Here is a 25,883-nt window from a genome sequence, read left to right as displayed (position 1 = left end):
GCGGCTTACTTATCCACAACTATAGGGCAGCCGCTAGGGTTTGGGTAGTCGGAATTTTCCACCCCAATATAAAGCGTCACGCAAAGTGTGCAGCGACCTTTCTCATATGCGGTGAATTGCGATGTTCAAATACGTAAATACCCTGCCATGTGCCCAGCACAGGCGCCCCACTCCTCACCGGGATCGACAACGAAACCGGCATCATCGCAGCCTTGATATGAGCTGGCATGTCATCCGGCCCCTCATATGTATGGCGCAGATATGCCATCGAAGGATGGTCGGAAGGCGGCACAAGCCGGTCATAAAAGGCATGTAAATCGGTCTGCACTTCGGGATCAGCGTTTTCCTGAATCAGCAAAGAACAAGAGGTGTGCCGCACAAAGAGGGTCAGCAGGCCATCTGATACCGGCCTCAGCCAATCGCGCACAGGGGCGGTGAACTCATAGAGCCCCGCACCCTGCGTTGAGATCGAGAATTCGGTCTGCACCGCAGATCACCTAAAGTTAATGCGACGACTGCAACGGCCATTTGCACCTTGCACAGACATACTGTCGCCGGCTTTGAAGCCAGCCGATATACTGCCTTGCTGGTCTACATTTGCAGGTGGCTTGAGCGAAAACTGCACCGCCGTCTTTCGGCCGGTCGTCACGCTTGGCCCGTAGCCGCGCAGGACATAAATACGCTGTTGCCACCCCGCACCTAAAGACCTTCGTGCGAAATCCGCCGCAGCACACCAATATCCATCGACATCTCTGCGCGCCCTTGGGATGACTTCGAATTCCGTATTGCTGATCGCTTCGGTTTGATATCCGTTTGGTGCCGCGCTGGTCATTGCCGGAAAACCGAGCAACAAAAGTGCGCCCAACGTAACTGATAATATCTGTTTCATCCTCGTCATCTTCCTGTTTCCACCTGAAATATACCTAGTGCGCCTCACCACTCCAAACAGTAGAGATCACAATCAATTCAAACTGACCTCAATTCGCTCCGATCCGGCTCAAGCCACCCGCTATATCGGATCAGCAAACCCAGGCCGGGCACATAGGCAGAGATGTCAAAACAAAAGCGGTCCATTGAATCTTGGGTTTCCGTCGAGGCTGACTGCGGTAGCAGAAACTTTGGACAAGGTATTCCAAACAGGGCGAGCCGACGGATTTGAATCGACAGCCCTGCCTCGCTTCGCACAGGCTGTAACCCAATTGCGAGCCCCCCGATCCTTTCGTGGACGCAATTGTATCTCCGGTCAAAACTAATGCGTGAACATGTCTCATGCCCGGAAAAGTCCCGCTTCCAAATCCAATGCCCTTTTGTTCGCCGTATGGTGAGAGTGATCTGAAGGTCGTCCCCTTCTGGCGGAAATCCTCCGATGCGCAAAGCCAGGGCGACCAATGGCCCCCGACCTCGGATTATGCTGCATCTTCCCGAATAATGCCCCTCAGCCGAGTGCAGTTTTTGAATTGCATCCGGCAGCTTTTCATCCACGCCCAGAGCTTGCAGGAACGGGTCGTGCTCAGAAGCCATCTGAAGCGAACCGAGACCGAAGGCTAGCATCGGGAGCCAAACAATGTTTGTAACGACCAAACAACGCATATCGATTACGGGCAACCGAGTGATATAGCCGATTCTTAACAAACACTGGCAGATATCGGCACAAGGACAGCAAGAACCAAGCTCCCGGTAACGCGCGCATCGCGGCGGCAAAAGCATCAAGCTTCTGGTGAACTTTACCATCTACGATGACCAGATTGGTCTCAAAATCCTTGGTCGGGAGATTCAGCCGTGAATAGAGTCTCCTCCCCAAATCCGACTGGGCGGTGGCAAATCGGAACCTTTGGCCCCGATCATGGCGCAACATGAACTGAAAAAACCGCGAACACAAAACGCATCCACCGTCAAAGACAATCAAATCAGTTTCAATGTCTGGCAAGTCAGGCACTGTAAATCCAAATACCACCATCAATTCAAGAAGATACTGGCACAGCATGAATCTCGCAGCAATGCGACATGACCGACCACTAAGGAGAGCTGTGCCGGGGAACCCATTGAAACGGCTTGGTGGACCGTCGGCTTGGGCTCGACCTTATCCCCAAAAGGTGCTGACCCGGCAACGATGGATATTTAGGTGTCACTCCCGCGGTATTCTTGGCAATTTCAGCCAAATCCTTTCGAATATCCGACACGTCACAAGTGTCGTTAACAGAGGCTGGCAAAATACAGCGCCTTTCCGCTATCGTGATCAGATTATCAGGATGAGTTTCGGACAAGGTTATGGACGTTGATATTTCACGCATTCAATTGCTGATGCGCGCCCTCGAACAACGCGCGAGTTTATCGGTTGTCGATCAGGTTCTGAAGAACAGCGCACTGACCCGGATCGATGTTGAAGCACCTGCCACACTATTTAGCGCCCGCAAAGAGGCCATGTTTGTTCGCCATGCCTGTGATGCGCTCGGTGACATCACATTCGGTGCAGGCGCGGGATTAGAGTTCAATTCTTCCTCCAGTGTGACGGCATATATCAGTAAATACTCGCGGGATCTGAAACAGGTGTTGGAAAACACAACGCGGTTTCATGGTATCATCGACCCCGCACTGGCGTTCAGTCTGCGTGTTTCCGGCAACTCCGCCTCATTGGAGGCTGAATGGAAGGACCCAAGTTTTTCGCGATATCATCGTCGAACCGAGTTTTTGTTATTCGCAAGCATTGCTCGAATGCGGGCTCTGACGCGGGTGAAACTGTATCCTATCGAAATACGATTTCAGCACAGTGTGGGGCGACATGCGGACACCTTTCAAAAGATCGGAGGCTTTCCAGTAAAGTTTGAGGCTGAACGGTTGGAGGTTATTTTATCACTACCCTCACTCGAAACACCGATCCCTACCTATGATCCCAGTCTGCGGGCGCATCTGCTGGAATATGGCGATCGTCTGCTGGCGGAAGGACGTAAGCCAGAACAAAAAACCCGTGCACAGATCGAAGGGTTAATCACCAGGTCAATGCCCGGAGGGATAATTCAGGCGGATGAAGCCGCCTCTCGACTTGGGCTCAGCCCGCGCACACTTGCCCGTCGTCTGGCGGATGAAGGCACTTCCTACCGCGAGATTGTCGAAGATCTGCGCTGTGATCTTGCGCAAACCTTTATTAAGAACGGCATGAATCTAGCTGAAATCTCGTATTCTTTGGGCTATTCAGATCAGGCTGCGTTCTCGACGGCCTTCAAACGCTGGACCGGTCAGGCCCCGACAGCGTTCCGTAAACGGGTTTCACGTCCGCTTACACAAAAAGGAAAGTAGCCGGGGGTCATCAGCGCTGCCGCCTCGCCCCGGCCTGTCCATGAGTGGACATGTGTGGACATAGGCACAGCAGCGCAACGCAACATGCGATATTTCGCCAATTTGATATGTTGTTCAGTCAATGTGAGGCGAGGCATGAAAAAGGCGCCTCGTGGGCGCCTTTGACCTATTGATCCAGGAAGGACCGAAGCTTCCGCGATCGGCTGGGATGCTTTAGCTTTCGCAGCGCTTTCGCCTCGATCTGGCGGATACGTTCGCGGGTAACACTGAACTGCTGACCCACCTCTTCCAGTGTGTGGTCAGTGTTCATGCCGATACCAAAACGCATCCGCAGTACCCGTTCCTCGCGCGGAGTGAGTGAGGCCAGAACCCGCGTGGTGGTTTCCTTGAGGTTCTCCTGAATCGCGCTGTCGAGCGGCAGCACGGCATTCTTGTCCTCAATGAAATCGCCAAGCTGGCTGTCTTCTTCGTCACCGATGGGTGTTTCGAGAGAGATCGGTTCCTTGGCGATCTTCATCACCTTTCGAACTTTCTCGAGCGGCATTTGCAGCTTTTCTGCCAGTTCTTCCGGAGTCGGCTCGCGACCGATCTCGTGCAACATCTGGCGTCCGGTCCGAACCAGTTTGTTGATCGTCTCGATCATATGTACCGGAATACGGATGGTGCGCGCCTGATCCGCGATTGACCGCGTGATCGCCTGACGGATCCACCAAGTGGCGTAGGTCGAGAACTTATAACCACGGCGGTACTCGAATTTGTCCACCGCTTTCATCAGGCCGATGTTGCCTTCCTGAATAAGATCAAGGAATTGCAGGCCGCGGTTCGTGTATTTTTTGGCGATCGAGATCACCAGACGCAAGTTGGCTTCAACCATTTCTTTCTTGGCCTGCCGCGCCTCTTTCTCGCCTTTCTGAACCTGCTGCACGATGCGGCGGAATTCAGGGATATCTAGACCGACATACTGACCGACCTGAGCCATGTCGTTGCGCAGTTCCTCGACCTTAGCGGTCGAGCGTTCAATGAACATCTGCCAACCCCGGCCCGGCTTTTCGGCCATTTCTGCCAGCCAGTTCGGATCCAGCTCACGCCCGCGATAGGCGTCGATAAATTCACGACGGTTGATCCGGGCCTGGTCGGCCAGTTTCACCATCGAGCTGTCCAGCGACATGACCCGGCGGTTGATGCCATAAAGCTGGTCGATCAGCGCTTCGATACGGTTGTTGTGCAGGTGTAGACCATTTACCAGCTCAACAATTTCCGCGCGCAGCTTCTGATAGGTCTCTTCGTCTTTTTCGCTGAACGATCCGTCTTCATTCAGAGTGGCCGAAATTCGGCTATCCTGCATTTCGGAGAGCATCGCAAAGTCGCTGGAAATCCGCTCTAGCGTAGTCAGAACCTGATCCTTAAGCGCTGCTTCCATCGCAGCAAGCGACATATTGGCCTGATCGTCTTCGTCATCGTCGTCGTCGTTGGCAATCGGGTTGCCATCGGCATCCAGCTCTGGACCTTCATCCTTGGCGGGTTTGGCTGCCTGAACCGACGATGTGTCAACGACCGGCTCCTGTACGTCGCCATCTTCATCCAACTGGTTGCCGAACGTTGTTTCAAGATCAATAACGTCGCGCAACAGAATGTCTTCGCTCAACAATTCGTCGTGCCAGATCGTGATCGCCTGAAAGGTCAGTGGGCTTTCGCACAGGCCGGCGATCATAGTATTCCGACCAGCCTCGATCCGTTTGGCAATGGCAATCTCGCCCTCGCGGCTAAGCAGTTCGACTGATCCCATCTCGCGCAGATACATGCGTACGGGGTCATCAGTACGATCCAGCTTTTCGGTAGCGGCACCAGCCAGCGCAACTTCGCGTGGGCCTTCGGTCGTGACCAGTTCGGTCGAACCTTTGTTCTCTTCTTCCTCGGCCTCTTCATCTTCGATGATGTTGATGCCCATCTCGGACAGCATCGACATAACGTCTTCGATCTGTTCCGAGCTGACCTGATCAGGCGGCAGAACCTGATTAAGCTGGTCGTAGGTGATGTAACCTTTCTCACGGGCCTCGGCGATCATTTTCTTGACCGCTGCCTGGCTCATATCAAGCGAGATCTCCTGTTCCTGCTCGTCGGATTTGCGGTCTTCGTTCGTATCCTTGGCGGCCATTCAATGCTCCTGCAGGGATGGGTGATTCGTTTTGAACGAATCATTAGCGCGTAGAAGTGATTCGGCCACCCGTTTACCTGTTTTTCTTTTCCAGTGCCTTACGAAAACACCACTTTATCGGCGTTTCCGCTCAAAATTGATACCCGACATGATCGCTTCAAACGCGTCTTTCTCGTCACGGTTGATTCGCGCACCATTGTCGGCGATGTCAAAAACGGCCCTGTCTTCGTTCTGGCTGCGGCTTGTTCGGTTGCGCTCTTCGGCGGCTTGCGCCAGCCGATATGTCAGCGCCTCATCGGCCAGATCAGACAATTCCTCTGCCGCTTCGGCAATCTCAGCATCCAACCCCCGGAGCGCTTTGATCTTTGCGAGTTCCTCGGCTAGCGTCATCTGAGCCTTTTCAACGTCGCCCGGTTTGTACACACAGGGGATCACTGCGACATGGCGAAGGGCCAGAAGGTTTTCAAGGGGTTCCGGCCCCAAATTTTGATCGATGTGGTCTCTCAGATTGTCCGGGTCGTCAATCGCGTGGCGCAAGATCGCCCCGCGTAAAGCTGCGTGATCGGGATTGTGACATTCCATTTCTTCTAATTGGTGTTCGAATTGGATCACAACTTGTGGATTTAGAATAGCTATTGCCAGAATGGCCGCTTCGCGCAATTGAATATCCGCGTTCTCGGACGACGCCAGAAACGATGCGCGCGCACCGGTCGTGGCAGGCTGGGTCTGCGGTTGCCATTTTCCGCGCGGCTGCCACGTTCGATTTTGCGATTGTCTCTGAGGACGAAACAATTGCCAGCGAAGGTCCTTAATTTCCTGCCCGTAATGCGATCGGATCGAGGGGTCGCGGATCAGCTTGATCTTCTCACGCAGGGATTTATCCAACGCCGCCTTCCGTTCAGGGCTGTCGAACACCTTGCCTTCCGTCTCACGTTGCCACAGCAGCTTGACCATCGGAATGGCCCCTTCCAGGACGGCTTGCACCGCCCCCGGCCCTTCGGCACGCAGCAGATCGTCCGGATCCTTGCCTTCGGGCATGAGTGCAAATCGCAAGGATTTGCCAGCCTCCAGCAATGGCAATGCCAGATCGATCGCCCGCATCGCGGCGCGCAGACCCGCTGTGTCACCATCCAAGGCAATGATCGGTTCATCCGAAACACGCCACAGCAACTGTAGTTGATGTTCGGTGATCGCTGTTCCTAATGGCGCCACCGACGCGCCAAAGCCCGCTTCGGCCAGCGCGATTACGTCCATGTAACCCTCGGCAACGATCAGGGGCTGCCCCTTCCCAGCCGCCTGTCTCGCAGGACCGTGGTTATATAGGCTACGGCCTTTGTCGAACAACTCGGTCTCGGGCGAGTTCAGGTATTTTGCGTTGTCATTCGGGTCCATCGCCCGACCGCCGAAGGCAATGCAACGCCCGCGTGGGTCGCGGATTGGATACATGATGCGGTTTCGGAACGTGTCATAAGGTTTTTTGCCCTTGTTGGACGGTTTGGCCAGACCTGCTGCAAGGATCAATTCATCGGCTACATTCTTGCCGGTTAGATGATCCCACAGCGCCTGCCAGCCGTCGGGGGCAAACCCGATCTCCCATCGATCCAACGCTTGCGCATCCAGCCCTCGGCGGGTCAGGTAATCGCGCGCCTCGGCCCCTGCCCCGGTCTTGAGTTGCAAGCGAAAGAACTGAACCGCTTGCTCCATGACGTCGGCGAGTTGCGAGCGTCTGTCCTGTTTCTCCTGCGCTTTCGGATCGCGCGCAGGCATCGGCATCCCCGCTTCACGCGCCAGAATCTCGACCGCTTCGATGAACGAGACATTCTCGGTCTCTTTCACAAAGCTGATAGCATCGCCTTTGGCATGGCACCCAAAGCAGTAATAGAATCCCTTCTGATCATCGACGTGGAATGAGGCGGTTTTTTCGTGGTGAAACGGGCATGGCGCCCACATATCCCCCTTGCCCTGATTGGATTTGCGCTGGTCCCACATGACCTTACGCCCAACAACCTGAGACAGGCTGAGGCGCGTGCGCAGTTCATCCAGAAATCCGGGGGGCAAAGACATGGGTCAAACCTGCCAGAAATGAAAACGCGCGCCAAGGGGATGGCGCGCGGTTGTCCACAGAGAAATGATCTGTCTGTGGATTATTGCTGTAAACACAACTCCAGCCAAGCGGCACCGAGATCTTTTTTGCGCACGTCGCGCATTTTTTGTTCGTACACCCAAGGCGTGATCAACGGAATCGCCGCATTGTAGTTCTCGGGCCATGTCGGACCGCTGTCTGCTACTGCCTGCGCCACGTCGCGTTCCTTGACCCGGTCCAGACGTGCCTTCTGTACCGCAGCCACGACATCTGCCTGATACTTGCAACTTTGCTCTTTAGTCTCCTGAGCAGCCAAGGGTGAGGCCAGCAAGGCCGCGACAATGGCAATACGCAACATGGGGTTCTCCCGGATTCGTTTCCTTTGGCGCAGCTTAACGCTGCACAGCAACACCTTCCATCGCCGATTTCAATTTGTGCCACAGTCGAAGCGTCAGGCGACTAACAACAGCTGCATACCCTGCCAGCGCAGCATTAGGCACAGACCCTTCGCATATGTTTCAACACTCACGTGCGGTCATATGGAGGCGTATCAGAGTTTCTTCTGAAAAAGCGTAGTACCCGAGGTATTTTGAACATCGACATAAACGCTGTCCCGGTCCAAATCCAGAACGACCGACGGAATATCGATCGACCCTTGTGCGAAACCGAAATAGGTCAAATCGTGAAAAGCGGCCACCCATGGGGCGGCCGCTTTCATAAATTCGATTGCCTGAATGCTCAGAGCCCTTTTGCCCGATAGCTTTTTGAGACCCGATCAATCGCCACAATATAAGCTGCGGTGCGCAGGTCATCGACATCAGCGCGGTCATGCCAAACCTCGCTCATAGCCTGATAGGCGATGCGCATTGTGTCATCGAGGCCTGAGCGCACCAGCTCCAACTCGTCAGCACCCTTGAGGTATTTGGCCTTGAAGTTCGGCGACATCGACCAGGCATCACCCAGGTATCGATCCAGCCGTTCAAGCTCGCTGACGATCAGTTCATGGCGCGCTTCTTCCTGGCGGCGCTGCATGCGGCCAAAGCGGATATGGCTAAGGTTCTTCACCCACTCAAAATAGGATACTGTAACACCGCCCGCATTTGCATACATATCGGGGATAATGACTGTACCTTTATTGCGCAGGATTTCATCCGCGCCCGCTGTGACCGGACCGTTTGCAGCCTCGATAATCAGCGGCGCTTTGATCCGTTCTGCATTAGACAGGTTAATCACCCCTTCTAGTGCGGCCGGGATCAGGATATCACACTCGGATTCAAGCACTGCACCGCCCTCGGCTGAATGCGTCGCATCCGGATAGTCTTTCACGCCGCCATGCTTAACGATCCACTGACGCACCGCTTCAACATCAATGCCATCGGGATTGTATAATGCGCCATCCCATTCGATGATGCCAATCACGCGCGATCCGTCTTCTTCACTGAGGAATTTTGCCGCGTGGTAGCCCACATTGCCCAAGCCCTGCACAACAACTCGCTTGCCGTCCAATTTGCCTGTCATACCAGCCTTTTTGACATCTTCCGGATTCCGGAAGAATTCGCGCAACGCATATTGAATGCCACGGCCAGTCGCTTCGACCCTACCTGCGATACCCCCAGCGTTCAGCGGTTTACCCGTCACACAGGCGCGCGCGTTGATATCTGTCGTGTTCATTCGGGCATACTGGTCAGCCATCCACGCCATTTCGCGTTCGCCTGTTCCCATGTCGGGCGCGGGGACGTTCTGAGACGGGTTGATCAGATCGCGTTTAGCCAATTCATAGGCGAAACGGCGGGTGATCTGCTCTAGCTCGTGTTCTTCATATTGGCGCGGATCGATACACAACCCGCCTTTCGACCCCCCAAATGGCGCCTCTACCAGAGCGCATTTGTAGGTCATCAGAGCCGCGAGCGCTTCGACCTCGTCTTGGTTCACCGCGAGGGCATAGCGAATACCACCTTTGACCGGCTCCATATGTTCTGAATGAACCGAGCGGTATCCGGTGAATGTGTGAATCTGCCCTCTCAGCCGAACTCCGAACCTTACTGTGTAGGTGGCGTTACATACCCTGATCTTTTCTTCCAGTCCGGGCGGCAGGTCCATCAGAGACGCAGCTCTGTTGAACATCAGATCAACACTCTCACGAAAGCTGGGTTCTATAATGCCGGTCATACAATCCTCCGTACTGGCAAATGACAAACGTCATGACGTTTTGTCGCACTGCTTGTAATTTACCGCAATCAGTAACTGCACTTATTTTAAGCAATTTGCGAAAGGCCAATCGGCGTGTTCGTAGTGAGTCGACCATCGATCACCTGCGCACGATTGTCCCGAGTCGGGAAACAAAGACAGTGAAAACGCCACGAATAAAGCTGAAAACCGTTAAAAACGAGCAGCATAGTGATGATCACGCCTAAATCTCGCCACGATCCCTGTATAATTTATTAGCGCTGCAAACCGCTGGCATTGGTGCGCCCTGTCGACAGAGGAACTCGCTATGCGCAATTTTGATTTAAAAGAATTGTTCAACTATTTGTGCCGAGAAAACAGGTGCGTCCGACGTTTGCGGCAATTTGCATCTGAAACAGAAGGCACGATGACGATCCTTGCGCTCTTCTTGGTAATGATTGTCTTCACCGTTGCCGGATTTGCCGTCGATATCATGCGTTACGATCGGGAAAGGGTGCGACTGCAATATGCCCTTGACCGCGCCGTTTTGGCAGCAGCGGACCTGGATCAGGAGCTTTGCCCCCGTGTTGTCGTCAACGATTACATTACCAAGGAAGGCTTCAACCCTGATATTATCAGCAATATCGAAGTCGAACCCGAGACATGTAAGACAAATGCGGATGGTTCTGTTGAACAGATCGCCGAGCTTGAAGGCAAGCGCAAGGTTGTAGCCAGTGCTGACATGAGCGTTGAGACCCACTTTATGAAGTGGAGTGGTGTCGATCATATCGATTCAACCGCGACCAGCGTTGCCGAAGAATCGATTGGTAACGTTGAAATCTCGTTGGTTTTGGATGTGTCAGGCTCAATGCGCGGAACAAAGCTGACCAACCTACAGAAGGCCGCAAACGACTTTATTGATGAAATGGTTCTGAAGTCAGAAGAAGGTAGATTGTCAATTTCGATCGTACCCTATTCCGAACAGGTCTCGGTGCCTGACTATCTGATGGATGCCTTGAATACGATCGGTGCCAACGAAGTTGCAAATTGCATTGACTTCCAGGCCTCGGACTTCACGACAACCAATTTCAACTATTACGATATCGTCGATGATGGCGGGAATATCATTAGGAAAGGGGATTACATTCCTCAGACCTTACACTTCAAGGACAGCGGCACGAACGACAGAAGATTCAGTGATACTTTGGTATCCAGTAACATCTGCCGTCTTGAATCCGCGACTGACCAACGGGAAATGACCGTTATTCAGAATGACCCGGATATTTTGAAGGACCAGATTGATAATCTGGTCGCAAGCGGCTGGACTTCGATTGATCTTGGATTGAAGTGGGGCTTGACCTTGCTTGATGACAGTATTCAGCCATTGATTGCCCAGATTGCAGACAGCTCCGAAATCCCAGACTCGTTCGCCATTCGGCCTGCACCGAACACCACGACAGACACCCTTAAGGTCCTCGTGCTGATGACGGATGGGGAAAACACCTATCAGCACAAGGTAAACTCACCCTATAACGAGGGTGGTTCCAATATTTATTGGAACGAAAGTGCACAGACTTATTCCATCTATGATGATGAAAATGGGCATTGGGCTTGGCCAAATGTAAATACCACCATTTGGGATAATAATACCGGCGGGTACTGGACACGTGACAAGTTCCAGGATCATGCGCACGGAAATGGTACCTACAAACGATATCGTTGCCGGGATTACTACAATGGCACCTGTTACGATATCGACAGATCGAATGATCGCGACTTCAACGAAAGCGGTTCGTCGCCAGCAGAACTAGAATGGCCTGATGTCTGGGCACATACGGAGAAAAACGCGATCCGGAATATGTTCCGTCATGCCTACGGTTGGACCCGTGGCAATGAATTCGCGGCTGCGTCGACCACCGAAATCGGCCCTTCAACCAAAAATCCACGGGTTGTCGATCTTTGCGTAGAAGCTGAGAAAGAAAAAGTCATAATTTTCTCGATCGCTTTCGAAGCCCCTTACGGTGTCAAGCAGATGCTGAAAGACTGCGCGATCAAACCTGCCCGCTACTACGAAGCAACTGGCACCCAGATCGAGCGCGTCTTCGATTCAATCAGCACTTCGATTCAAAACCTGAGGCTGACCCAATGATCATGTCGTTTCGAGAACGGGCGCAAAGGTTCTGGCGCAATGAGGATGGTGCATCCTCGAGCATCGAATTCATGTTCTGGTTCCCTCTCTTCTTATATGTCGGATATTCTGGCATGGACTTGGGATTGATCTCATTTCGCCATGCCGACCTTGAGCGGTCGTTGGACATGACGATCAGGGAGGTTCGGCTGAATCGCCTGCCGCCTGGCGAAGACAAGTGGGATCACGCCCTTCTGAAGAAGATGGTGTGTGAGAACGCAATCATTTCCGACTGTACAGAAAACCTTGCGCTTGAGATGAAATCCATCGACCCCCGCGTCGGCAACCAGTTGGATCCTACGCCTTATTGCGTCGATACACCGGCGACGATCAGAAAACCCGAAGATGTTGCCTTTGAATTGGGAACCTCGAACGAAATGATGATTATTCGAGCCTGCCTCGAAGTCTCGCCTGTATTCGGCCTCTCCATGATGAACGATCTGGTAAGGCAAGATAATGATGGACAATGGGAAATACACGCCTCTTCTGTGTTTGTTCATGAACCATTTGGAGGCTCATCAAGTACTCCCACTGGAGGTGGCAGTTCTGAACCGGAGGACGTAGCAGATGCCGGCGGCTAATCTCTCATTCAGAGGCGTATTTACAAGGGCTGTCCGTCGCTTCCGGCGTCGGGAAGACGGCATCATGTCTGTTGAAGCCATGCTGATATTGCCGTTGCTGTACTGGTCAATGCTTGCTTCATACACCTACTATGACGCCTATCGGCAAAGCGCGCGTAATATCAAGGGTGCCTATGCGGTTGCCGATGTGGTTTCGCGTGAAGATGGCAATGTGACTGAAGCCTACGTAAACACGATGCATGATCTTTTGGAGACCATGGTCGAAACGCGCGCGCCGGTAACATTACGGATGACCTATCTTACATTTGACGCCGAGAACGACATCCATAATGTACTGTGGTCCTGCGTTCGTGGCACAGGCCTGCCGAAATGGTCAAACGCAGACATTGACGACATCAAGCCTCGGCTACCCGCCATGCCTGACAATGGATCGATGATCGTGGTCGAAACCCGGAACACATATCGGCCGCCATTCTATATCGCATTCGAATTCGCCGAATTTGACATGAACAACCTTGTGTTCACTCATCCGCGCGTATTCGACAATATCGTCAATACTGATCCGTCCTGCGTCGTCTAGCTACGACCTTTCGGCAAGCAGTCCGGTCAGTATCTCGGACATGAATTTGGTTTCGGCGGCGGCCGTCATTCCGCCGATACCAATGCGGCGCCCGACACGCCACCAAAGGCCTGGAAACCAGTCAAACGATCCTGCCGTGCGGGTTTTGATAATAAATCCATTCGATGGCTTGAACGCAAATACACCCCGGTCGACGGTCTCAACCTCTTCCACTTTGCAAATCACCTGCCCCGAGCTGGAGCGTAAATCGGTAGAGGTCAGTTCGATCCTGTCCTGAGTCGAATGCCACATGTGATGCGACAACCAGAAAGCCCCAATTCCCACAACAAACAGGAATATCTGCCAACCAAGATCCGGAGGCGATGCTATCGCGACATAAATCACCAGCGCTCCGACAGTGGCCAACATCCCTACTCCGGTCCATCGGCGCGCGGATGAGGCCTGAATAGAGGCCAGAACTTCGTCTTGCATGTCACTCTCCCCGTTACTCGTCTGCTCTAGCTGGTTTGATATACAAAGAACAACACCCATGTCGCTGGTCTGAGCGTGATTGCACAGACCGCGTGTTCCTGCGCAAATTGATTACGCCGGGACTGGCCATAAATTGCGGCTAAGCAATCAGGAGGCAAGAATGTCGCTCAGACCGATCCTTGAGACGCGCACTTCGGTTCCAACAATGGAAGGCGCGGGTGTCAAACTTCATCGCGCATTCGGGTTTCAAGACCCCTCGGAACTGGACCCTTATCTATTGTTTGATGACTTTCGGAACGACAACCCGCAAGATTTTGTGGCCGGTTTTCCATGGCATCCACATCGCGGCATCGAAACGATCACCTATGTCCTGTCTGGTTCAGTAGAACACAGTGACTCGCTGGGTAATAGTGGCACTTTAGGTGCTGGAGACGTTCAATGGATGACGGCCGGGTCCGGTATTCTGCATCAGGAAATGCCCAAAGGCTCGGACAGCGGCCAGATGCATGGTTTTCAACTTTGGGGCAATCTTCCATCGGATCAAAAGATGACTGCCCCACGCTATCAGGACGTCCAAAGTGCCGATATTCCCGAGATTATCGAAGACGATGGTACAGCGGTCCGGGTAATAGTCGGCACTTTCTGGGGCCGTACAGGTCCTGTCGACGGGATCGCTGCAGATCCGCAATATCTGGATATCAGTATACCGGCGGGCGTGAAAAAGACTTTTCCAATAGATACCTATCGTCGTGCCTTCGCCTATATCTTTGAAGGGAGCGCTGCCTTCGCGGATGCCTCCCGCCCTTCAGGAGTGCTATTGGAAAAGGAAATCGCCGGGCAAGAGGTCAATATCCGCGACTTGTCTGGAGACCGGACATTGGTTCGGTTTGGAACAGGGGATGAAATCACGGTTCAGGCCGGGCCCGATGGTGTGCGATTTCTTCTGATCTCTGGGGCTCCGATTAATGAACCTGTCGCATGGCACGGACCGATCGTCATGAACACGCAGGCCGAATTGCAGCAGGCCTTTCGTGAATTGCGCAACGGCACATTCATCCGCCCGGCACATTGAGGGCCGGTCAGGCGGTGACGGCCTTGCGCACCATATCCCAATAGACCTGTTCAACCTCATCCAACGACAATCGCCCGCCGCTGCGGTACCAGGTGATCACGCCGTTGAGCATGGCGATCACTGCCAAAGTGGCGATTTTGGTATCGGTAACCGAGAATTGGTCCGATTGCTGTCCTATGCGCAAGATACTCTCCAGCGAGTCTTCGTAGCGGCGGCGCAGCGCTTCAATTTCGGTGAAATTTTCGGGCGTCAGATTGCGCAGTTCCATATAGGCGATAAATACTTCATCCGGGCGCTGAAGGTGAAAACGGATGTGGAACCCGACAAACTGGCGCAGCGCATCGTGTGGGTCGTCAAACTGCTCAAGCTCTTCATATGCAGCCAACAAATCCTGCATATGATCGCGCATAAGACGGAACAACAGGCTTTGTTTATCAGGGGTATAATTATACAGGGCTCCGGCCTGCACCCCCACCTCTCCCGCGATCTGTCGCATCGATACAGCGGCATAGCCGTGACGGGCAAACAACCCCAACGCTGCCTCGCGAATGCGAGGGCCGGTGATGTCTGAATGAGAGCCTTGTGTACGTGCCATGACCTTATCCTATATGAACGGTTGTTCAGATAGAACCCCGCTTGAACCAGCGCGGTAAAAGGTGCATCACATGAAAAACTCTGCAACCCAAAGGCCTGCGATGAAGCTTTTGCCATCGATATTTCTTGTACTCGCCACTGCGAGTTGCGCGAATATCCCCGAGTTGGAAGGCAGCGAAACCGCCGCATTGCGCAAGGCCCCCTATCCCAAACTCATTGCATTGGATCCGGCCCTCGGTGCCCCCACCGATCCCGTCAGCGAAGCGGAAGAGGTTGAAGAGGATCTGTCGACGCGCGGCGAAGCCTTGGCGAAAAAAGCCGAGGCGTTGCAAAATGCCGAGATTAATTAGGATTTTGGCTGCGCCTAAGCCTCCGAAAGATTAGACGGATTGCACCCTTGCCCTTAACCCGCTAAGGCAGCCCGCAAAGGACACTTCGCCATCGCGGGCGGCATTGCGAGCAGAAAGGACCCAAGGGAATGACACAGGCGCTGAGGCTTGGAATTGCCGGTCTGGGAACTGTCGGAGTGGGAGTGGTCAAAATCGTACGCCGGCATGCCGATCTTTTGCAGGCGCGCACCGGGCGCCCCGTTCAGATCACCGCTGTTTCGGCTCGCGATGCCAATAAGGATCGTGGCGTAAACCTATCCGACTACGCGTGGGAGACCGATCCGGTTTCCTTGGCAAAACGTGACGACGTCGATGTTTTTGTTGAACTGATGGGCGGTGAGAACGGTCCCGCAAAAGCCTCTGTCGAAGCGGCATTGGCTAGTGGAAAAGATGTCGTCACTGCCAACAAGGCGCTGCTGGCCATCCATGGACAGGACTTGGCGGAAAAGGCCGAAGCTGCAGGCCGCGTCATTCGGTTCGAGGCAGCCGTCGCGGGTGGTATCCCGGTGATCAAGTCTCTGACCGAAGGGCTGGCTGGTAATGAGATCACACGCGTCATGGGTGTGATGAACGGCACCTGCAACTACATCCTGACCCGGATGCAATCGCAGGAGTTGGGCTACAACGCTCTTTTCGAGGAATGCGCGCAGCTTGGGTATCTAGAAGCCGATCCTAATCTGGACGTTGGTGGCATCGATGCGGCGCATAAATTGGCGCTGCTGTCATCGATTGCCTTCGGCACCAAGCCGAATTTCGACGGGATTGAGATTGAAGGCATTCAACAGATCAGCCTGGATGACATCCATCAGGCTCACGACATGGGATACCGGATCAAGCTGTTGGGCGTGGCTCAGCGCACTGCCCGGGGACTAGAGCAGCGTATGCAACCCTGTCTGGTGCCGAGTGACTCTCCGTTGGGTCAGCTGGAAGGTGGAACCAACATGGTCGTGCTGGATGGCGATGCGGTTGAGCAGATTGTTCTGCGTGGCCCGGGTGCGGGCGAAGGGCCCACCGCAAGCGCTGTGATGGGCGATGTCTGCGATCTTGCACGCGGATTGCACATCCCGACATTTGGCCGTCCCGCCACATCGCTGGAAGAGGCAAAGCCTGCCGTTACTGGCCTGCCTGCGCCCTACTATCTGCGGCTGGGCCTGCAGGATAAACCAGGCGCGCTGGCCAAGGTTGCCTCTATTCTGGGAGATGCAGGCGTCTCGATTGACCGGATGCGCCAGTATGGGCATGCCGAAAGCACCGCGCCCGTGTTGATCGTCACTCATAAGACTACACGCGCAACTCTTGACGTCGCGCTTGAAGGCTTGCGCGACACGGATGTTATCGCGGGTGAGCCTGTCGCCTTGCGCATTGAAGAGGTTTGAGCTTGCGACCTGCATGAAACGCAAGCTATGCCGGTTGTTACGGCTTTATTGACCTGAGGATACGAAAATATGAGTGCTGCCAAGATCGATTTTAATGACCGCCTTCTGTCTTTGGGCCTTGCGCGGGTGGCGGAACAGGCCGCGCTTGCATCCGCCTCGTTGGTCGGACGTGGAGACGAAAAAGCCGCCGATCAGGCCGCGGTAAACGCGATGCGTGAGCAATTGAACCTGCTGGACATCGCTGGCGTTGTTGTCATTGGTGAAGGCGAACGCGACGAAGCACCTATGCTGTATATCGGTGAAGAGGTCGGCACGGGCAACGGCCCTGGCGTGGATATTGCGCTGGACCCGCTGGAAGGCACGACCCTGACCGCCAAGGATATGCCAAACGCCTTGACGGTGATCGCCATGGGACCGCGCGGCTCGATGCTGCACGCGCCTGATGTGTATATGGACAAACTGGCCGTTGGCCCCGGCTTTCCTGAAGGCGTTGTCAATCTGGACATGAGCCCGCGCGAGCGTGTTGAGGCTCTGGCCAATGCCAAAGGGTGTGAGCCTGCAGATATCACCGTTTGCATCTTGGAGCGTCCTCGTCACGAAGCAATGATTGCGGAAGTGCGCGCCACCGGTGCCTCTATCCGCCTGATCACCGATGGTGACGTCGCTGGCGTCATGCACTGCGCCGAAAGCGAAGTGACCGGGATCGACATGTATATGGGCCAAGGCGGCGCACCCGAAGGTGTTCTGGCTGCTGCTGCGCTGAAATGCATGGGTGGTCAGATCTTTGGCCGCCTGCTGTTCCGCAACGATGACGAACGCGGCCGCGCCGCCAAGGCAGGCATCACCGATCTGGACCGCGTTTATGCGCGCGACGAGATGGTGACCGCAGATGTCATCTTCGCTGCCACTGGCGTGACCGGAGGCTCTCTGCTGCCGCGTATCAAGCGGGAACCGGGCTGGGTCGAGACAACCACGTTGCTGATGCGGTCCAAGACCGGCTCGGTCCGGCGCATGTCCTATCGCACTCCGATGTGGTCGCATACCTAAAGATGTCGGCTTGCGCCGCTGCCTTCGGCGAGAGTATTTGTAAAAAGATGAAAAGGCCGGGTCCGAAGGGGCCCGGCCTTGGCGCATGAGGTGAGATGTGGCGTTTCTGGGCGTAGAGCAATCGTTGACCGGTCGGCGTTGGGTTGGACCGGGGATAGAGGTCGAGCGTTCGGCTGAAATGATGGCGCAGCAGACCGATTTGCCGCGCGCCGTTTGTCAGGTGCTGGCGCGACGCGGTCTTCCGGTGATGGAGGCCTCGGGCTTTCTGGAGCCAAAGCTGAAAGAACTGCTGCCTGATCCGCGTTCGATGAAGGACATGGAGCTTGCCGCTTCGCGGTTTCTTGAAGCGGTGCGCAATCGTCAAAAAATCGCAGTGTTTGCCGATTATGATGTGGATGGGGGCTGTTCGGCTGCGCTACTGCTGGTGTGGCTGCGCCAGATGGGAATAGCCGCAACGCTCTATGTGCCCGACCGGATTGATGAGGGCTATGGACCAAATGTACCGGCGATGCAGGAATTGGCAGTTAGCCATGATCTGATCATTTGCGTGGATTGCGGAACACTTAGCCATGAACCTATCGCGGCGGCGAAGGGTGCAGATGTAATCGTTTTGGATCATCATTTGGGGGGAGAAACCCTGCCGGATTGCGTCGCAGTGGTGAACCCGAACCGGCAGGATGAAAGCGGTGATCTGGGCTATTTCTGCGCGGCTGCGGTGGTGTTTCTGATGCTGGTCGAGGCGGGCCGCCAACTCCGCGAGGCTGGCGTCAAAGGGCCGGATCTGATGGCCATGCTGGATCTTGTGGCGCTGGCTACGGTGGCCGATGTCGCGCCGCTGATTGAGGCCAACCGGGCCTTGGTGCGGCAAGGGCTGAAGGTGATGGCCCAGCGGCAACGGCCAGGGCTGGTGGCGTTGTCGGACGTGGCCCGCATGGATACTGCGCCCAACAGCTATCACCTAGGGTTTTTGCTAGGGCCGCGTGTGAATGCAGGTGGGCGCATCGGTCAGGCCGATTTGGGCACGCGATTGCTGAGCACCGACTCGGTGACCGAGGCCAAAGCCCTATCCGAGCGACTGGATGCCCTGAACTCGGAGCGGCGTGAGATCGAGAACGCAGTGCGCGCTGCAGCACTGGCACAGGCGGAAGAACGCGGGCTTGATGCGCCGTTGGTGTGGGCTGCTGGTGAGGGATGGCATCCCGGTGTCGTAGGCATCGTTGCATCGCGGCTGAAAGAGGCCGCAAACCGGCCCGCGATCGTGATCGGGTTTGATGGAGATGAGGGCAAAGGGTCGGGCCGTTCCGTCTCGGGCGTTGACCTGGGCGCGTCGATCCAGCGTCTAGCAGCCGAGGGGTTGTTGGTCAAAGGTGGTGGACACAAGATGGCGGCGGGTCTGACGGTGATGCGGGATCAGTTAGAGCCCGCCATGGCGCGCCTGTCGGAACTGCTGGCCAAGCAGGGTGCGGGGCAAGCAGGCCCTGCCGATCTGAAACTGGACGGGGCACTGATGCCTGGCGCTGCAACAGTCGACCTGATCGAGCAGATCGAAAAGGCAGGCCCGTTCGGAGCCGGTGCCCCTGCCCCACGCTATGCTCTGCCCGATCTGCAGGTGCGATTTGCCAAGCGTGTGGGCGAAACACATCTGAAACTGTCACTATCGGATGGCATGTCCGGCGGACTGGATGCCATCGCCTTTGGTGCGTTCGATGGTCCGCTGGGGGATCGCCTGTCAAATCATGGCGGTGCCCGCTTTCATTTCGCAGGTCGGCTTGAGGTCAATTCCTGGGGCGGTCGGCAGAGCGTGCAACTGCGACTGGAGGATGCGGCAGAAGCCGTCTGACACCTTTTTCAACACGCCCTGCAACCAGTCAAAAAAGTTTCGTAGCCTTGCGTTTTTCGTCTTGCGGGGGGGGAAGGTAAACCGTAAAAGGCCCTCCACAAGCCAACGTGGCCCGTTCGTCTATCGGTTAGGACGCCAGGTTTTCAACCTGGAAAGAGGGGTTCGATTCCCCTACGGGCTACCATTTCGTTTGTTTGGTCTAAATGGCCCGTTCGTCTATCGGTTAGGACGCCAGGTTTTCAACCTGGAAAGAGGGGTTCGATTCCCCTACGGGCTACCATTTCCATACACTTTCAATGCTTTAGGAAGCCGGATCCGGACAACCCACGCGCACTATCGCTATTCGCGCAGACCGACATCGTCCAATGTCGTCAGCCCAGTCTGCGCCATAGCAATGCTCAATTCGTCGCTGAGAACATCCCAAAGTTTTTCCAGACCCGGCTCTCCGGCAGCGGCGATGGCATATTGCAGTATTCTTCCGACAAAGACAAAATCCGCTCCAACTGTCAGAGCCTTGAGGATATCTTCGCCGGATCTGATGCCGCTATCATAAAAAATCGGGAAGTCCGGCCCAAGCGCAGCGCGGATTTCAGGCAGCTTTTCGATGGGTGCAGGTGCAGAGTCCAGCTGCCTTGCGCCATGGCTGGAGACCTGAATTGCATCCACCCCTGCCGACACAAGTGTTCGGGCATCTTCGACATCCAAAACGCCTTTTATCACCAGTTTTCCCGGCCAGGCATCGCGTAACCGGCTCAGCGTATCCCAATCGGCACGCGCGCGGCTTTCAGTTCGGTCAAAATCGTAACCTTCCGCATCGAAATTCGCCATCACAGGGCGACCCTTGAACAAGGAGGTCAACGACCACCGAGGGTGCAGAGCAAAGTCGAGGAACTGGCGCGGTCCGATACGAAACGGCATCTTGAACCCATGGCGCAGTTCGCGTGGACGCCGACCAACCTCGGGCACATCAACGGTCAGAACCAGAACGTCATAACCTGCGAATTTCGCCCGCTCGACCAGTTTGAACGTGCCTGAGCCGTCTCCACTGAAATAAAGCTGAAACCAGGCATTGCCTTCGGCTTCGGCAATGATCTCTTCCATTGAGGTAGACGCAACTGTGGATACGACATGAGGCACACGGTTGTGTGCTGCCAAACGCGCCAGCATCAGATCAGCGCCAGGAGCTGAAAGGTTGCACATCCCCATCGGGGCAATCCCAAAAGGCCGATCTGATTGTTGGTCTAAAATCTGCGCCGACAGCGATCGCTGGCTCACATCCTTCAAGATACGCGGACGCAGAGTAATGGCATCCAAGGCAGCACGGTTTCGTGCCGCCCCGGATTCCTGTCCGGCAGCGCCGTCGATATAGTCAAACACCATCCAAGGCAGCCTGCGACGCGCCAGGCGTCGCGCGTCCTCGGCCGAATGAATGGTGCTGGCGGCCATCAGGCCTGAACGGCCTTCATAAAGCGGTCGCGAATGACCACCGGGTCCATTGTAATCGGTGGCATCTTGGCATTGCCGCTTTCGCACTTGCTGACAATGATGGTCATCTGCTTCGCATCCAGGGCCTCTTGCAGGACACGACCTGTTTCTTCGGCCGCGCACTCAATCACACGTTCACATCCCGCGGCCTCGGCCATCTTCGTAAGCGAGGTTTTTTGACCCGCATAGGTCGGCTGGTCCCCCGTCGACCCGTAGGAACCGTTGTCCACAATCAACAGGATGTAGTTGTCCGCCACATTATTCGCGATGGTTGGCAAAGTACACAGGTTGGTCAGGATCGAGCCATCTCCATCAATCACGATCACCGGTTTGGGCTGCGCCAACGCCAATCCCAACCCGATTGAAGAGGCCAATCCCATGGTTCCCAGCATATAAAAATTTGACGGTTGGTCGTCGATGGCGTGCAGTTCCTGACTGGGAATGCCGATGTTGCAGACAACCAGTTGATCACGCAGGATCGGAGCGATTTCCTTGAGAATTTCAGAACGGATCATTGGTCGCCGTAGCCTCCCCAGAAATTGGCATCGGTCAAGATCGCGACCGGCTTATTGCACATGAACGTATATTTCAGGATCGCGTCCAGTTCTTCGACATCTGACTGATGGTGGAAATGATAGGTCGGTATGTTGAGCTGAGCCAAAAGGGCCTTGGTATGAACGGCCATTTCGACCTGACATGCAATCGGTTCACGCAGCTCTCCGCGATATGAAATCAGCATAGGCAGTGGCATCCTATAATACTGAATCAAAGTCGCCAGCGTGTTGATGGTAACACCAATGGCCGTATTCTGCATGATGATCGCTGGGCGTTTTCCACCCATCCATGCGCCGGCACACAGGCCCATGCCCTCGTCTTCTTTGTTCGACGGGATATGGAAAATCCCATCTCGCGCATCGATATGTTCGATTACGCCTGCAAGTTGCTTGCATGGAACGGTGGTCACAAACGAGATATCGTTCGCAACCAGGTCGTCTGTTATCTTTTTGTCTATGTCCATATCCGGAGTATCTGTCCTGTTTAGGGCGCATTGCGCGATTTGGCGTGTCAGTTTTAAAAGCTAGGATGTGCGACAGACATGAACCGCACAAGGTGCGTGTCGGATCACACGCGCAGCGGTGCTGCCAAGGAAAAAGTCGCTGAGGCCCGGTTTGTGCGAGCCAACAACGATACAATCCACATCATGTTTTTCAGCAAATTCAAGAATGGCGCGATAGGAACGTCCCTTGACCATTTCGGTTGTCACATCACCATGGCCGGCCGTTTTCTCTGCCAACCTCTGCTGGGCTTTATCCCACGCGCTGCGCACGGCCTCTTCATCGAGATACGCGCTGACAGAACTGTGTGGCGCCTCATAGACATGCAGCGCGGTGATCTGTCCGCCCGGATTGCATAAGGTTTTGGCGGCGGTGAGGGTTGTGCCGGAAACGCCATGATCCAGTGCCATGGGGACTAGAACTCTGTCGTACATGTGTGCTCTCCTTATTCTTGGGCAGGTGTCTTATGCCCAGGGATCGAGGATTATCTTGGGCGCAGCCACCAAACCAGAACGCAGGTCCTGAAAGGCGGTAGCACCGTCAGATAAAGGGCGCAACTCGGGCCAATCCAGCGGGCCGAGGCAACCATCGAAGATCGCGCGTGCAGTATCTCGGAAATCCTGTGCAGTGTAGGTATAGGTGCCGATGAACGTAATTTCCTGCAGCGTCATGCGGCGGATATCCAGACCTCCGGCATCCTCGCCCAGCCCAACATGTGCAATCACCCCCCCAGGCAATGCAACTGCAGAGGCCGTTGCGCGTGTAGCTGCAATTCCGACCGCATCTACAACCAGTGGCACAGTGCCTTGAAACACATCGACGGCCTGCTGGCCGCAACGCTCGGACAGATAAGCTCGACGCTCGGGGTTGGGTTCCTGAACGATCACGTCAGTCAAACCCATTGCGCGCAAGGCAAGAGCCGCCGCAAGTCCGATGGCCCCTCCACCAATGACCAGGGCCCGACGGTCCATTCCCGGGCTCAACGCTTGCAGCGCAAGACGCACAGCATGCCAACTGACCGCCAAAGGTTCCGTCAACGCAGCCTTTTCCAAGGGCACGTCATCCGGCACCGTAACCAAATTGCGATCCGGGATGGCCACATATTGAGCAAACGCGCCTTCGCGCGGGGGCATCGAGATGATCTGGCGGTTGGGACAGAGGTTTTCCCGACCTGACGCGCAAGCAGAGCAAGACCCACAGTTGACCAGAGGATTTATGGTCACACGCTGGCCATCGCGGGGCCCACCGGTAACAACACCGGCCGCTTCATGTCCCAGGATAAGGGGCGCAGGGCGGCGTGCGTCATGCCCCAGATAGGCATGCATGTCGGATCCGCAGATGCCAGAGGCTTGGATGCGGATCAGATGCTCTCCTGCCTGAGCGACCGGCATGGGCACATCGTGGAAAGCGAGCGTTTCATTACCTTCGTAAACCAGGGCTTTCATTTCGCCGTAAACCCCCCGTCAACCATCAGGATTTGACCCGTGACATAGGCAGATGCCTCAGAACACAGAAACAGCAGCGGCCCGTCGATGTCTTCAAGCCGACCATTGCGGCCAATGCAGGTTTGCGCCGCATTGCCCGCTGCACGATGCTCGTCGCTGAACACAGCTTGTGTGAGCTCGGTTGGAAAGAACCCCGGCCCAATCGCGTTTGCGGTGATCCCGAAGCCAGACCAAGCCTCTGCCATCGCGCGGGTCAGCTGACCGACCCCACCCTTGCTTGCCCCATAGGCGATGCCACCGGGGAAAGCGCGGAAGGATTGCAGCGAGGCGAAGTTAACAATTCGTCCCCAACCTCGCTGCCTCATTGCCGGTACGATTGCCTGACTCAGAAAAAACGGCGCAGATAGGTTCAGCGCCAGAGTTCTATCCCATTCGGCAACCGTGACCTCATCTGCTGGCTGCCGGGTGTTAATCCCGGCGGCATGTACTAGAATATCCGGGGCGCCGAAGGGTCGTGAAATCTCTGCGACCAACGCCCCTGTCTGACTTTGGTTTGCCACATCCGACTGCACATAGGCAGCATCCGCACCAATTTCCGCACAGAGGCTCTGCAAAGCTTCTGCCCTGCGTGCCACGGCCACAACCCGCGCCCCCGCCGCCGCAAGTGTAGTGGCCGCCTGTCTTCCCAGCCCTGAACTGGCACCGGTGACGCAAACGGTTCGTCCGGTTAGGTCAAACAATGCGCGTGGGTCAGCCATTCGCGGTCAGGTCAAAGGTTTCATCCGGGAAATACTTGGCCAATCTAACGTCAGCAGCACGCGCATGGCCCTCCATGCCCTCAAGTCGCGCAATTCGGGCGGTGGCTTCAGCGACCGGCTTTGAGCCGTCCCGTGTGGATCGCTGCCATGTCACGATCTTCATGTATTTATGAACCGACAAGCCGCCAGTGTAGCTTGCCGCTCGTGAAGTCGGAAGCACGTGGTTGGTGCCCGCCGCTTTGTCACCGTAGGAAACCGTAGTTTCCTCGCCCAGAAACAGCGAACCGTAGCAAGTCAGCCGATCCAGCCACCAGTCCAGATCATCAGCCTGAACCGTCAAATGCTCGGGCGCATATTCGTCGGAACAAGCTGCCATTTCCTCGCGATCCGCACACAGAATGACCTCGGCATAATCGCGCCAGGCGGCGGCTGCATTCTCACGATTCACCTCCGGCAAGTCGTTGATATAGGCTGGCACCAATCGCATGACCTCTTCCGCCAATGAACGGTTGTCGGTCACCAGCCAGACCGGAGAATTGTAACCGTGTTCGGCCTGACTCACCAAGTCGGTGGCCACAATCTGTGCGTCCGCCGTGGAATCGGCGAGGATCAGGCTGTCGGTCGGTCCGGCGATCATATCGATACCGACGCGACCAAACAGTATCCGTTTGGCTTCGGCAACAAACTGGTTGCCAGGGCCAACAAGAATATTTGCCTTTGGCAGCCCGAACAGGCCAAAGGTCATTGCAGCAACCCCCTGAACGCCCCCCATCGCCATAATTTTATCTGCACCGCAAATGTGGGCCGCATAGATGATAGCAGGCGCAACTCCTACCCCCGGGTGCGGTGGTGAGCAGGCCGTAATGTGCTTGCAACCCGCCACCTTGGCCGTTGTCACGGTCATGATGGCGCTGGCGATATGACTATAACGGCCGCCCGGCACATAGCAGCCGGCAGCATCCACCGGGATCGCCTTTTGACCCGTAGTAAAACCCGGTGATATTTCGATCTGCACATCATGCACCGTGCTTTTCTGCAGCTCGGCGAACCGGCGCACATTGTTGTGCGAAAAGCGGATATCAGCCTTGAGCTTTTCCGGCACAAGAGCGCAAGCCGCCTCGATCTCTTCCGGGGTCAAAAGTACATTGCCCTCGTAATTGTCGAACTTTGCGGCATATTCCAGTGCTTTGGCGTCACCCCCACTCTCGATATCGTTCAGGATGTCCTGCACGATTTTGTGGGTCTCAGACGCATCTGACTTGGGGGTCAGATCGGCCTTTTTCAGATATTCACGAGTCATTGCC

The 25,883-nt window shown here is 55.3% G+C and carries 27 protein-coding genes and 2 tRNA genes; 11 read left to right on the top strand and 18 right to left on the bottom strand.

The window, feature by feature from the left end; translation table 11 throughout:
• Positions 1–76: 76 nt before the first annotated feature.
• The 4 genes from ACR3EJ_RS10505 to ACR3EJ_RS10490 form a co-directional block, all read right to left on the bottom strand.
• Positions 77–487, bottom strand: coding sequence for a secondary thiamine-phosphate synthase enzyme YjbQ (locus ACR3EJ_RS10505; protein ID WP_170540784.1), 411 nt, complete (start codon positions 485–487; stop codon positions 77–79).
• Positions 488–493: 6 nt separating this feature from the next.
• The gene (locus tag ACR3EJ_RS10500; RefSeq protein WP_170540786.1) at positions 494–889 is read right to left on the bottom strand and encodes a hypothetical protein; all 396 of its coding nucleotides are present in this window, start codon (positions 887–889) and stop codon (positions 494–496) included.
• A gap of 77 nt (positions 890–966) precedes the next feature.
• Entirely contained in the window at positions 967–1,521 is a 555-nt protein-coding gene (locus ACR3EJ_RS10495; RefSeq protein ID WP_170540789.1) for a DUF4166 domain-containing protein, read from the bottom strand.
• Positions 1,511–1,957: a thiol-disulfide oxidoreductase DCC family protein gene (locus ACR3EJ_RS10490; RefSeq protein WP_170541678.1), complete on the bottom strand. Its 447-nt coding sequence runs from the start codon at positions 1,955–1,957 to the stop codon at positions 1,511–1,513. The genes ACR3EJ_RS10495 and ACR3EJ_RS10490 overlap by 11 nt, the downstream gene beginning before the upstream one ends.
• A gap of 311 nt (positions 1,958–2,268) precedes the next feature.
• Here ACR3EJ_RS10490 and ACR3EJ_RS10485 point away from each other — a divergent pair, with 311 nt between their 5' ends.
• Entirely contained in the window at positions 2,269–3,294 is a 1,026-nt protein-coding gene (locus ACR3EJ_RS10485) for a helix-turn-helix domain-containing protein (protein ID WP_170540792.1), read from the top strand.
• 166 nt (positions 3,295–3,460) lie between these two features.
• Here ACR3EJ_RS10485 and rpoD read toward each other — a convergent pair whose 3' ends face one another.
• From rpoD to ACR3EJ_RS10460, 5 genes are all read right to left on the bottom strand, one after another.
• Positions 3,461–5,449, bottom strand: coding sequence for an RNA polymerase sigma factor RpoD (gene rpoD / locus ACR3EJ_RS10480; protein WP_010441993.1), 1,989 nt, complete (start codon positions 5,447–5,449; stop codon positions 3,461–3,463).
• Between the two features lie 114 nt (positions 5,450–5,563).
• Positions 5,564–7,513, bottom strand: coding sequence for a DNA primase (gene dnaG, locus ACR3EJ_RS10475; RefSeq protein WP_170540795.1), 1,950 nt, complete (start codon positions 7,511–7,513; stop codon positions 5,564–5,566).
• Between the two features lie 80 nt (positions 7,514–7,593).
• Complete coding sequence (locus ACR3EJ_RS10470) at positions 7,594–7,890, bottom strand: hypothetical protein (RefSeq protein WP_010441991.1); 297 nt, start codon at positions 7,888–7,890, stop codon at positions 7,594–7,596.
• Between the two features lie 192 nt (positions 7,891–8,082).
• A complete protein-coding gene (locus ACR3EJ_RS10465) occupies positions 8,083–8,250 on the bottom strand; it encodes a hypothetical protein (RefSeq protein ID WP_170540798.1) in 168 nt (55 codons plus the stop codon).
• A gap of 20 nt (positions 8,251–8,270) precedes the next feature.
• Entirely contained in the window at positions 8,271–9,701 is a 1,431-nt protein-coding gene (locus ACR3EJ_RS10460) for a Glu/Leu/Phe/Val family dehydrogenase (protein WP_010441990.1), read from the bottom strand.
• Between the two features lie 424 nt (positions 9,702–10,125).
• Here ACR3EJ_RS10460 and ACR3EJ_RS10455 point away from each other — a divergent pair, with 424 nt between their 5' ends.
• The 3 genes from ACR3EJ_RS10455 (at position 10,126) to ACR3EJ_RS10445 (ending at position 13,047) form a co-directional block, all read left to right on the top strand.
• Positions 10,126–11,847, top strand: a complete 1,722-nt coding sequence (locus tag ACR3EJ_RS10455) for a VWA domain-containing protein (protein ID WP_260022685.1) — start codon at positions 10,126–10,128, stop codon at positions 11,845–11,847.
• Positions 11,848–12,008: 161 nt separating this feature from the next.
• On the top strand, positions 12,009–12,467 hold the full coding sequence (locus ACR3EJ_RS10450) for a TadE/TadG family type IV pilus assembly protein (protein ID WP_480422928.1): 459 nt from the start codon (positions 12,009–12,011) through the stop codon (positions 12,465–12,467).
• A gap of 64 nt (positions 12,468–12,531) precedes the next feature.
• Positions 12,532–13,047, top strand: coding sequence for a hypothetical protein (locus ACR3EJ_RS10445; RefSeq protein WP_480422927.1), 516 nt, complete (start codon positions 12,532–12,534; stop codon positions 13,045–13,047).
• Here ACR3EJ_RS10445 and ACR3EJ_RS10440 read toward each other — a convergent pair whose 3' ends face one another.
• Positions 13,048–13,518 (bottom strand): cytochrome P450 family protein, encoded by a 471-nt coding sequence (locus ACR3EJ_RS10440; RefSeq protein ID WP_170540810.1) that lies wholly within the window; start codon positions 13,516–13,518, stop codon positions 13,048–13,050. It abuts the gene before it with no gap.
• A gap of 160 nt (positions 13,519–13,678) precedes the next feature.
• Between ACR3EJ_RS10440 and ACR3EJ_RS10435 the strand changes: the two genes are divergently transcribed.
• A complete protein-coding gene (locus tag ACR3EJ_RS10435; RefSeq protein ID WP_170472424.1) occupies positions 13,679–14,590 on the top strand; it encodes a pirin family protein in 912 nt (303 codons plus the stop codon).
• Between the two features lie 7 nt (positions 14,591–14,597).
• Here the strand turns inward: ACR3EJ_RS10435 and ACR3EJ_RS10430 are convergent, their stop codons facing one another.
• Positions 14,598–15,185 carry a TetR/AcrR family transcriptional regulator gene (locus tag ACR3EJ_RS10430; RefSeq protein ID WP_170540813.1) on the bottom strand — a complete coding sequence of 196 codons (588 nt, stop codon included), beginning with the start codon at positions 15,183–15,185 and terminating at the stop codon, positions 14,598–14,600.
• A gap of 70 nt (positions 15,186–15,255) precedes the next feature.
• Between ACR3EJ_RS10430 and ACR3EJ_RS10425 the strand changes: the two genes are divergently transcribed.
• The 6 genes from ACR3EJ_RS10425 (at position 15,256) to ACR3EJ_RS10400 (ending at position 20,116) form a co-directional block, all read left to right on the top strand.
• A complete protein-coding gene (locus ACR3EJ_RS10425) occupies positions 15,256–15,534 on the top strand; it encodes a hypothetical protein (RefSeq protein WP_170540816.1) in 279 nt (92 codons plus the stop codon).
• 128 nt (positions 15,535–15,662) lie between these two features.
• Positions 15,663–16,949 carry a homoserine dehydrogenase gene (locus ACR3EJ_RS10420; protein ID WP_170540819.1) on the top strand — a complete coding sequence of 429 codons (1,287 nt, stop codon included), beginning with the start codon at positions 15,663–15,665 and terminating at the stop codon, positions 16,947–16,949.
• A 69-nt stretch (positions 16,950–17,018) separates the two neighbouring features.
• The gene (gene glpX / locus ACR3EJ_RS10415; RefSeq protein ID WP_170540822.1) at positions 17,019–17,996 is read left to right on the top strand and encodes a class II fructose-bisphosphatase; all 978 of its coding nucleotides are present in this window, start codon (positions 17,019–17,021) and stop codon (positions 17,994–17,996) included.
• A 97-nt stretch (positions 17,997–18,093) separates the two neighbouring features.
• Entirely contained in the window at positions 18,094–19,836 is a 1,743-nt protein-coding gene (recJ, locus tag ACR3EJ_RS10410; RefSeq protein WP_170540825.1) for a single-stranded-DNA-specific exonuclease RecJ, read from the top strand.
• Positions 19,837–19,945: 109 nt separating this feature from the next.
• A tRNA-Glu gene (locus ACR3EJ_RS10405) sits at positions 19,946–20,020 on the top strand.
• A 21-nt stretch (positions 20,021–20,041) separates the two neighbouring features.
• A tRNA-Glu gene (locus tag ACR3EJ_RS10400) sits at positions 20,042–20,116 on the top strand.
• Positions 20,117–20,175: 59 nt separating this feature from the next.
• On the opposite strand, the gene ACR3EJ_RS10395 is transcribed toward ACR3EJ_RS10400, so the two are convergent.
• The 7 genes from ACR3EJ_RS10395 to hisD are packed head-to-tail and all read right to left on the bottom strand — an operon-like array spanning position 20,176 to position 25,879.
• Positions 20,176–21,282, bottom strand: coding sequence for an alpha-hydroxy acid oxidase (locus ACR3EJ_RS10395; RefSeq protein ID WP_170540828.1), 1,107 nt, complete (start codon positions 21,280–21,282; stop codon positions 20,176–20,178).
• Positions 21,282–21,836 carry a sulfopyruvate decarboxylase subunit beta gene (gene comE, locus ACR3EJ_RS10390; protein ID WP_480422926.1) on the bottom strand — a complete coding sequence of 185 codons (555 nt, stop codon included), beginning with the start codon at positions 21,834–21,836 and terminating at the stop codon, positions 21,282–21,284. The genes ACR3EJ_RS10395 and comE overlap by 1 nt, the downstream gene beginning before the upstream one ends.
• Positions 21,833–22,339: a sulfopyruvate decarboxylase subunit alpha gene (gene comD / locus ACR3EJ_RS10385; RefSeq protein ID WP_170472438.1), complete on the bottom strand. Its 507-nt coding sequence runs from the start codon at positions 22,337–22,339 to the stop codon at positions 21,833–21,835. Before comD ends, comE begins: the two co-directional genes overlap by 4 nt.
• Positions 22,340–22,399: 60 nt before the next feature.
• Positions 22,400–22,810: a universal stress protein gene (locus ACR3EJ_RS10380; RefSeq protein WP_010441976.1), complete on the bottom strand. Its 411-nt coding sequence runs from the start codon at positions 22,808–22,810 to the stop codon at positions 22,400–22,402.
• 30 nt (positions 22,811–22,840) lie between these two features.
• A complete protein-coding gene (locus ACR3EJ_RS10375; RefSeq protein WP_170540834.1) occupies positions 22,841–23,821 on the bottom strand; it encodes an alcohol dehydrogenase catalytic domain-containing protein in 981 nt (326 codons plus the stop codon).
• Positions 23,818–24,579, bottom strand: a complete 762-nt coding sequence (locus ACR3EJ_RS10370) for an SDR family oxidoreductase (protein ID WP_170540837.1) — start codon at positions 24,577–24,579, stop codon at positions 23,818–23,820. The genes ACR3EJ_RS10375 and ACR3EJ_RS10370 overlap by 4 nt, the downstream gene beginning before the upstream one ends.
• Entirely contained in the window at positions 24,572–25,879 is a 1,308-nt protein-coding gene (gene hisD / locus ACR3EJ_RS10365; protein ID WP_170472447.1) for a histidinol dehydrogenase, read from the bottom strand. Before hisD ends, ACR3EJ_RS10370 begins: the two co-directional genes overlap by 8 nt.
• Positions 25,880–25,883 lie beyond the last annotated feature (4 nt).

The organism is Ruegeria sp. AB11, from assembly GCF_056536325.1.
Note: the sequence above shows the minus strand (reverse complement) of the source record. Positions and strands in the feature narration are given on the sequence as shown.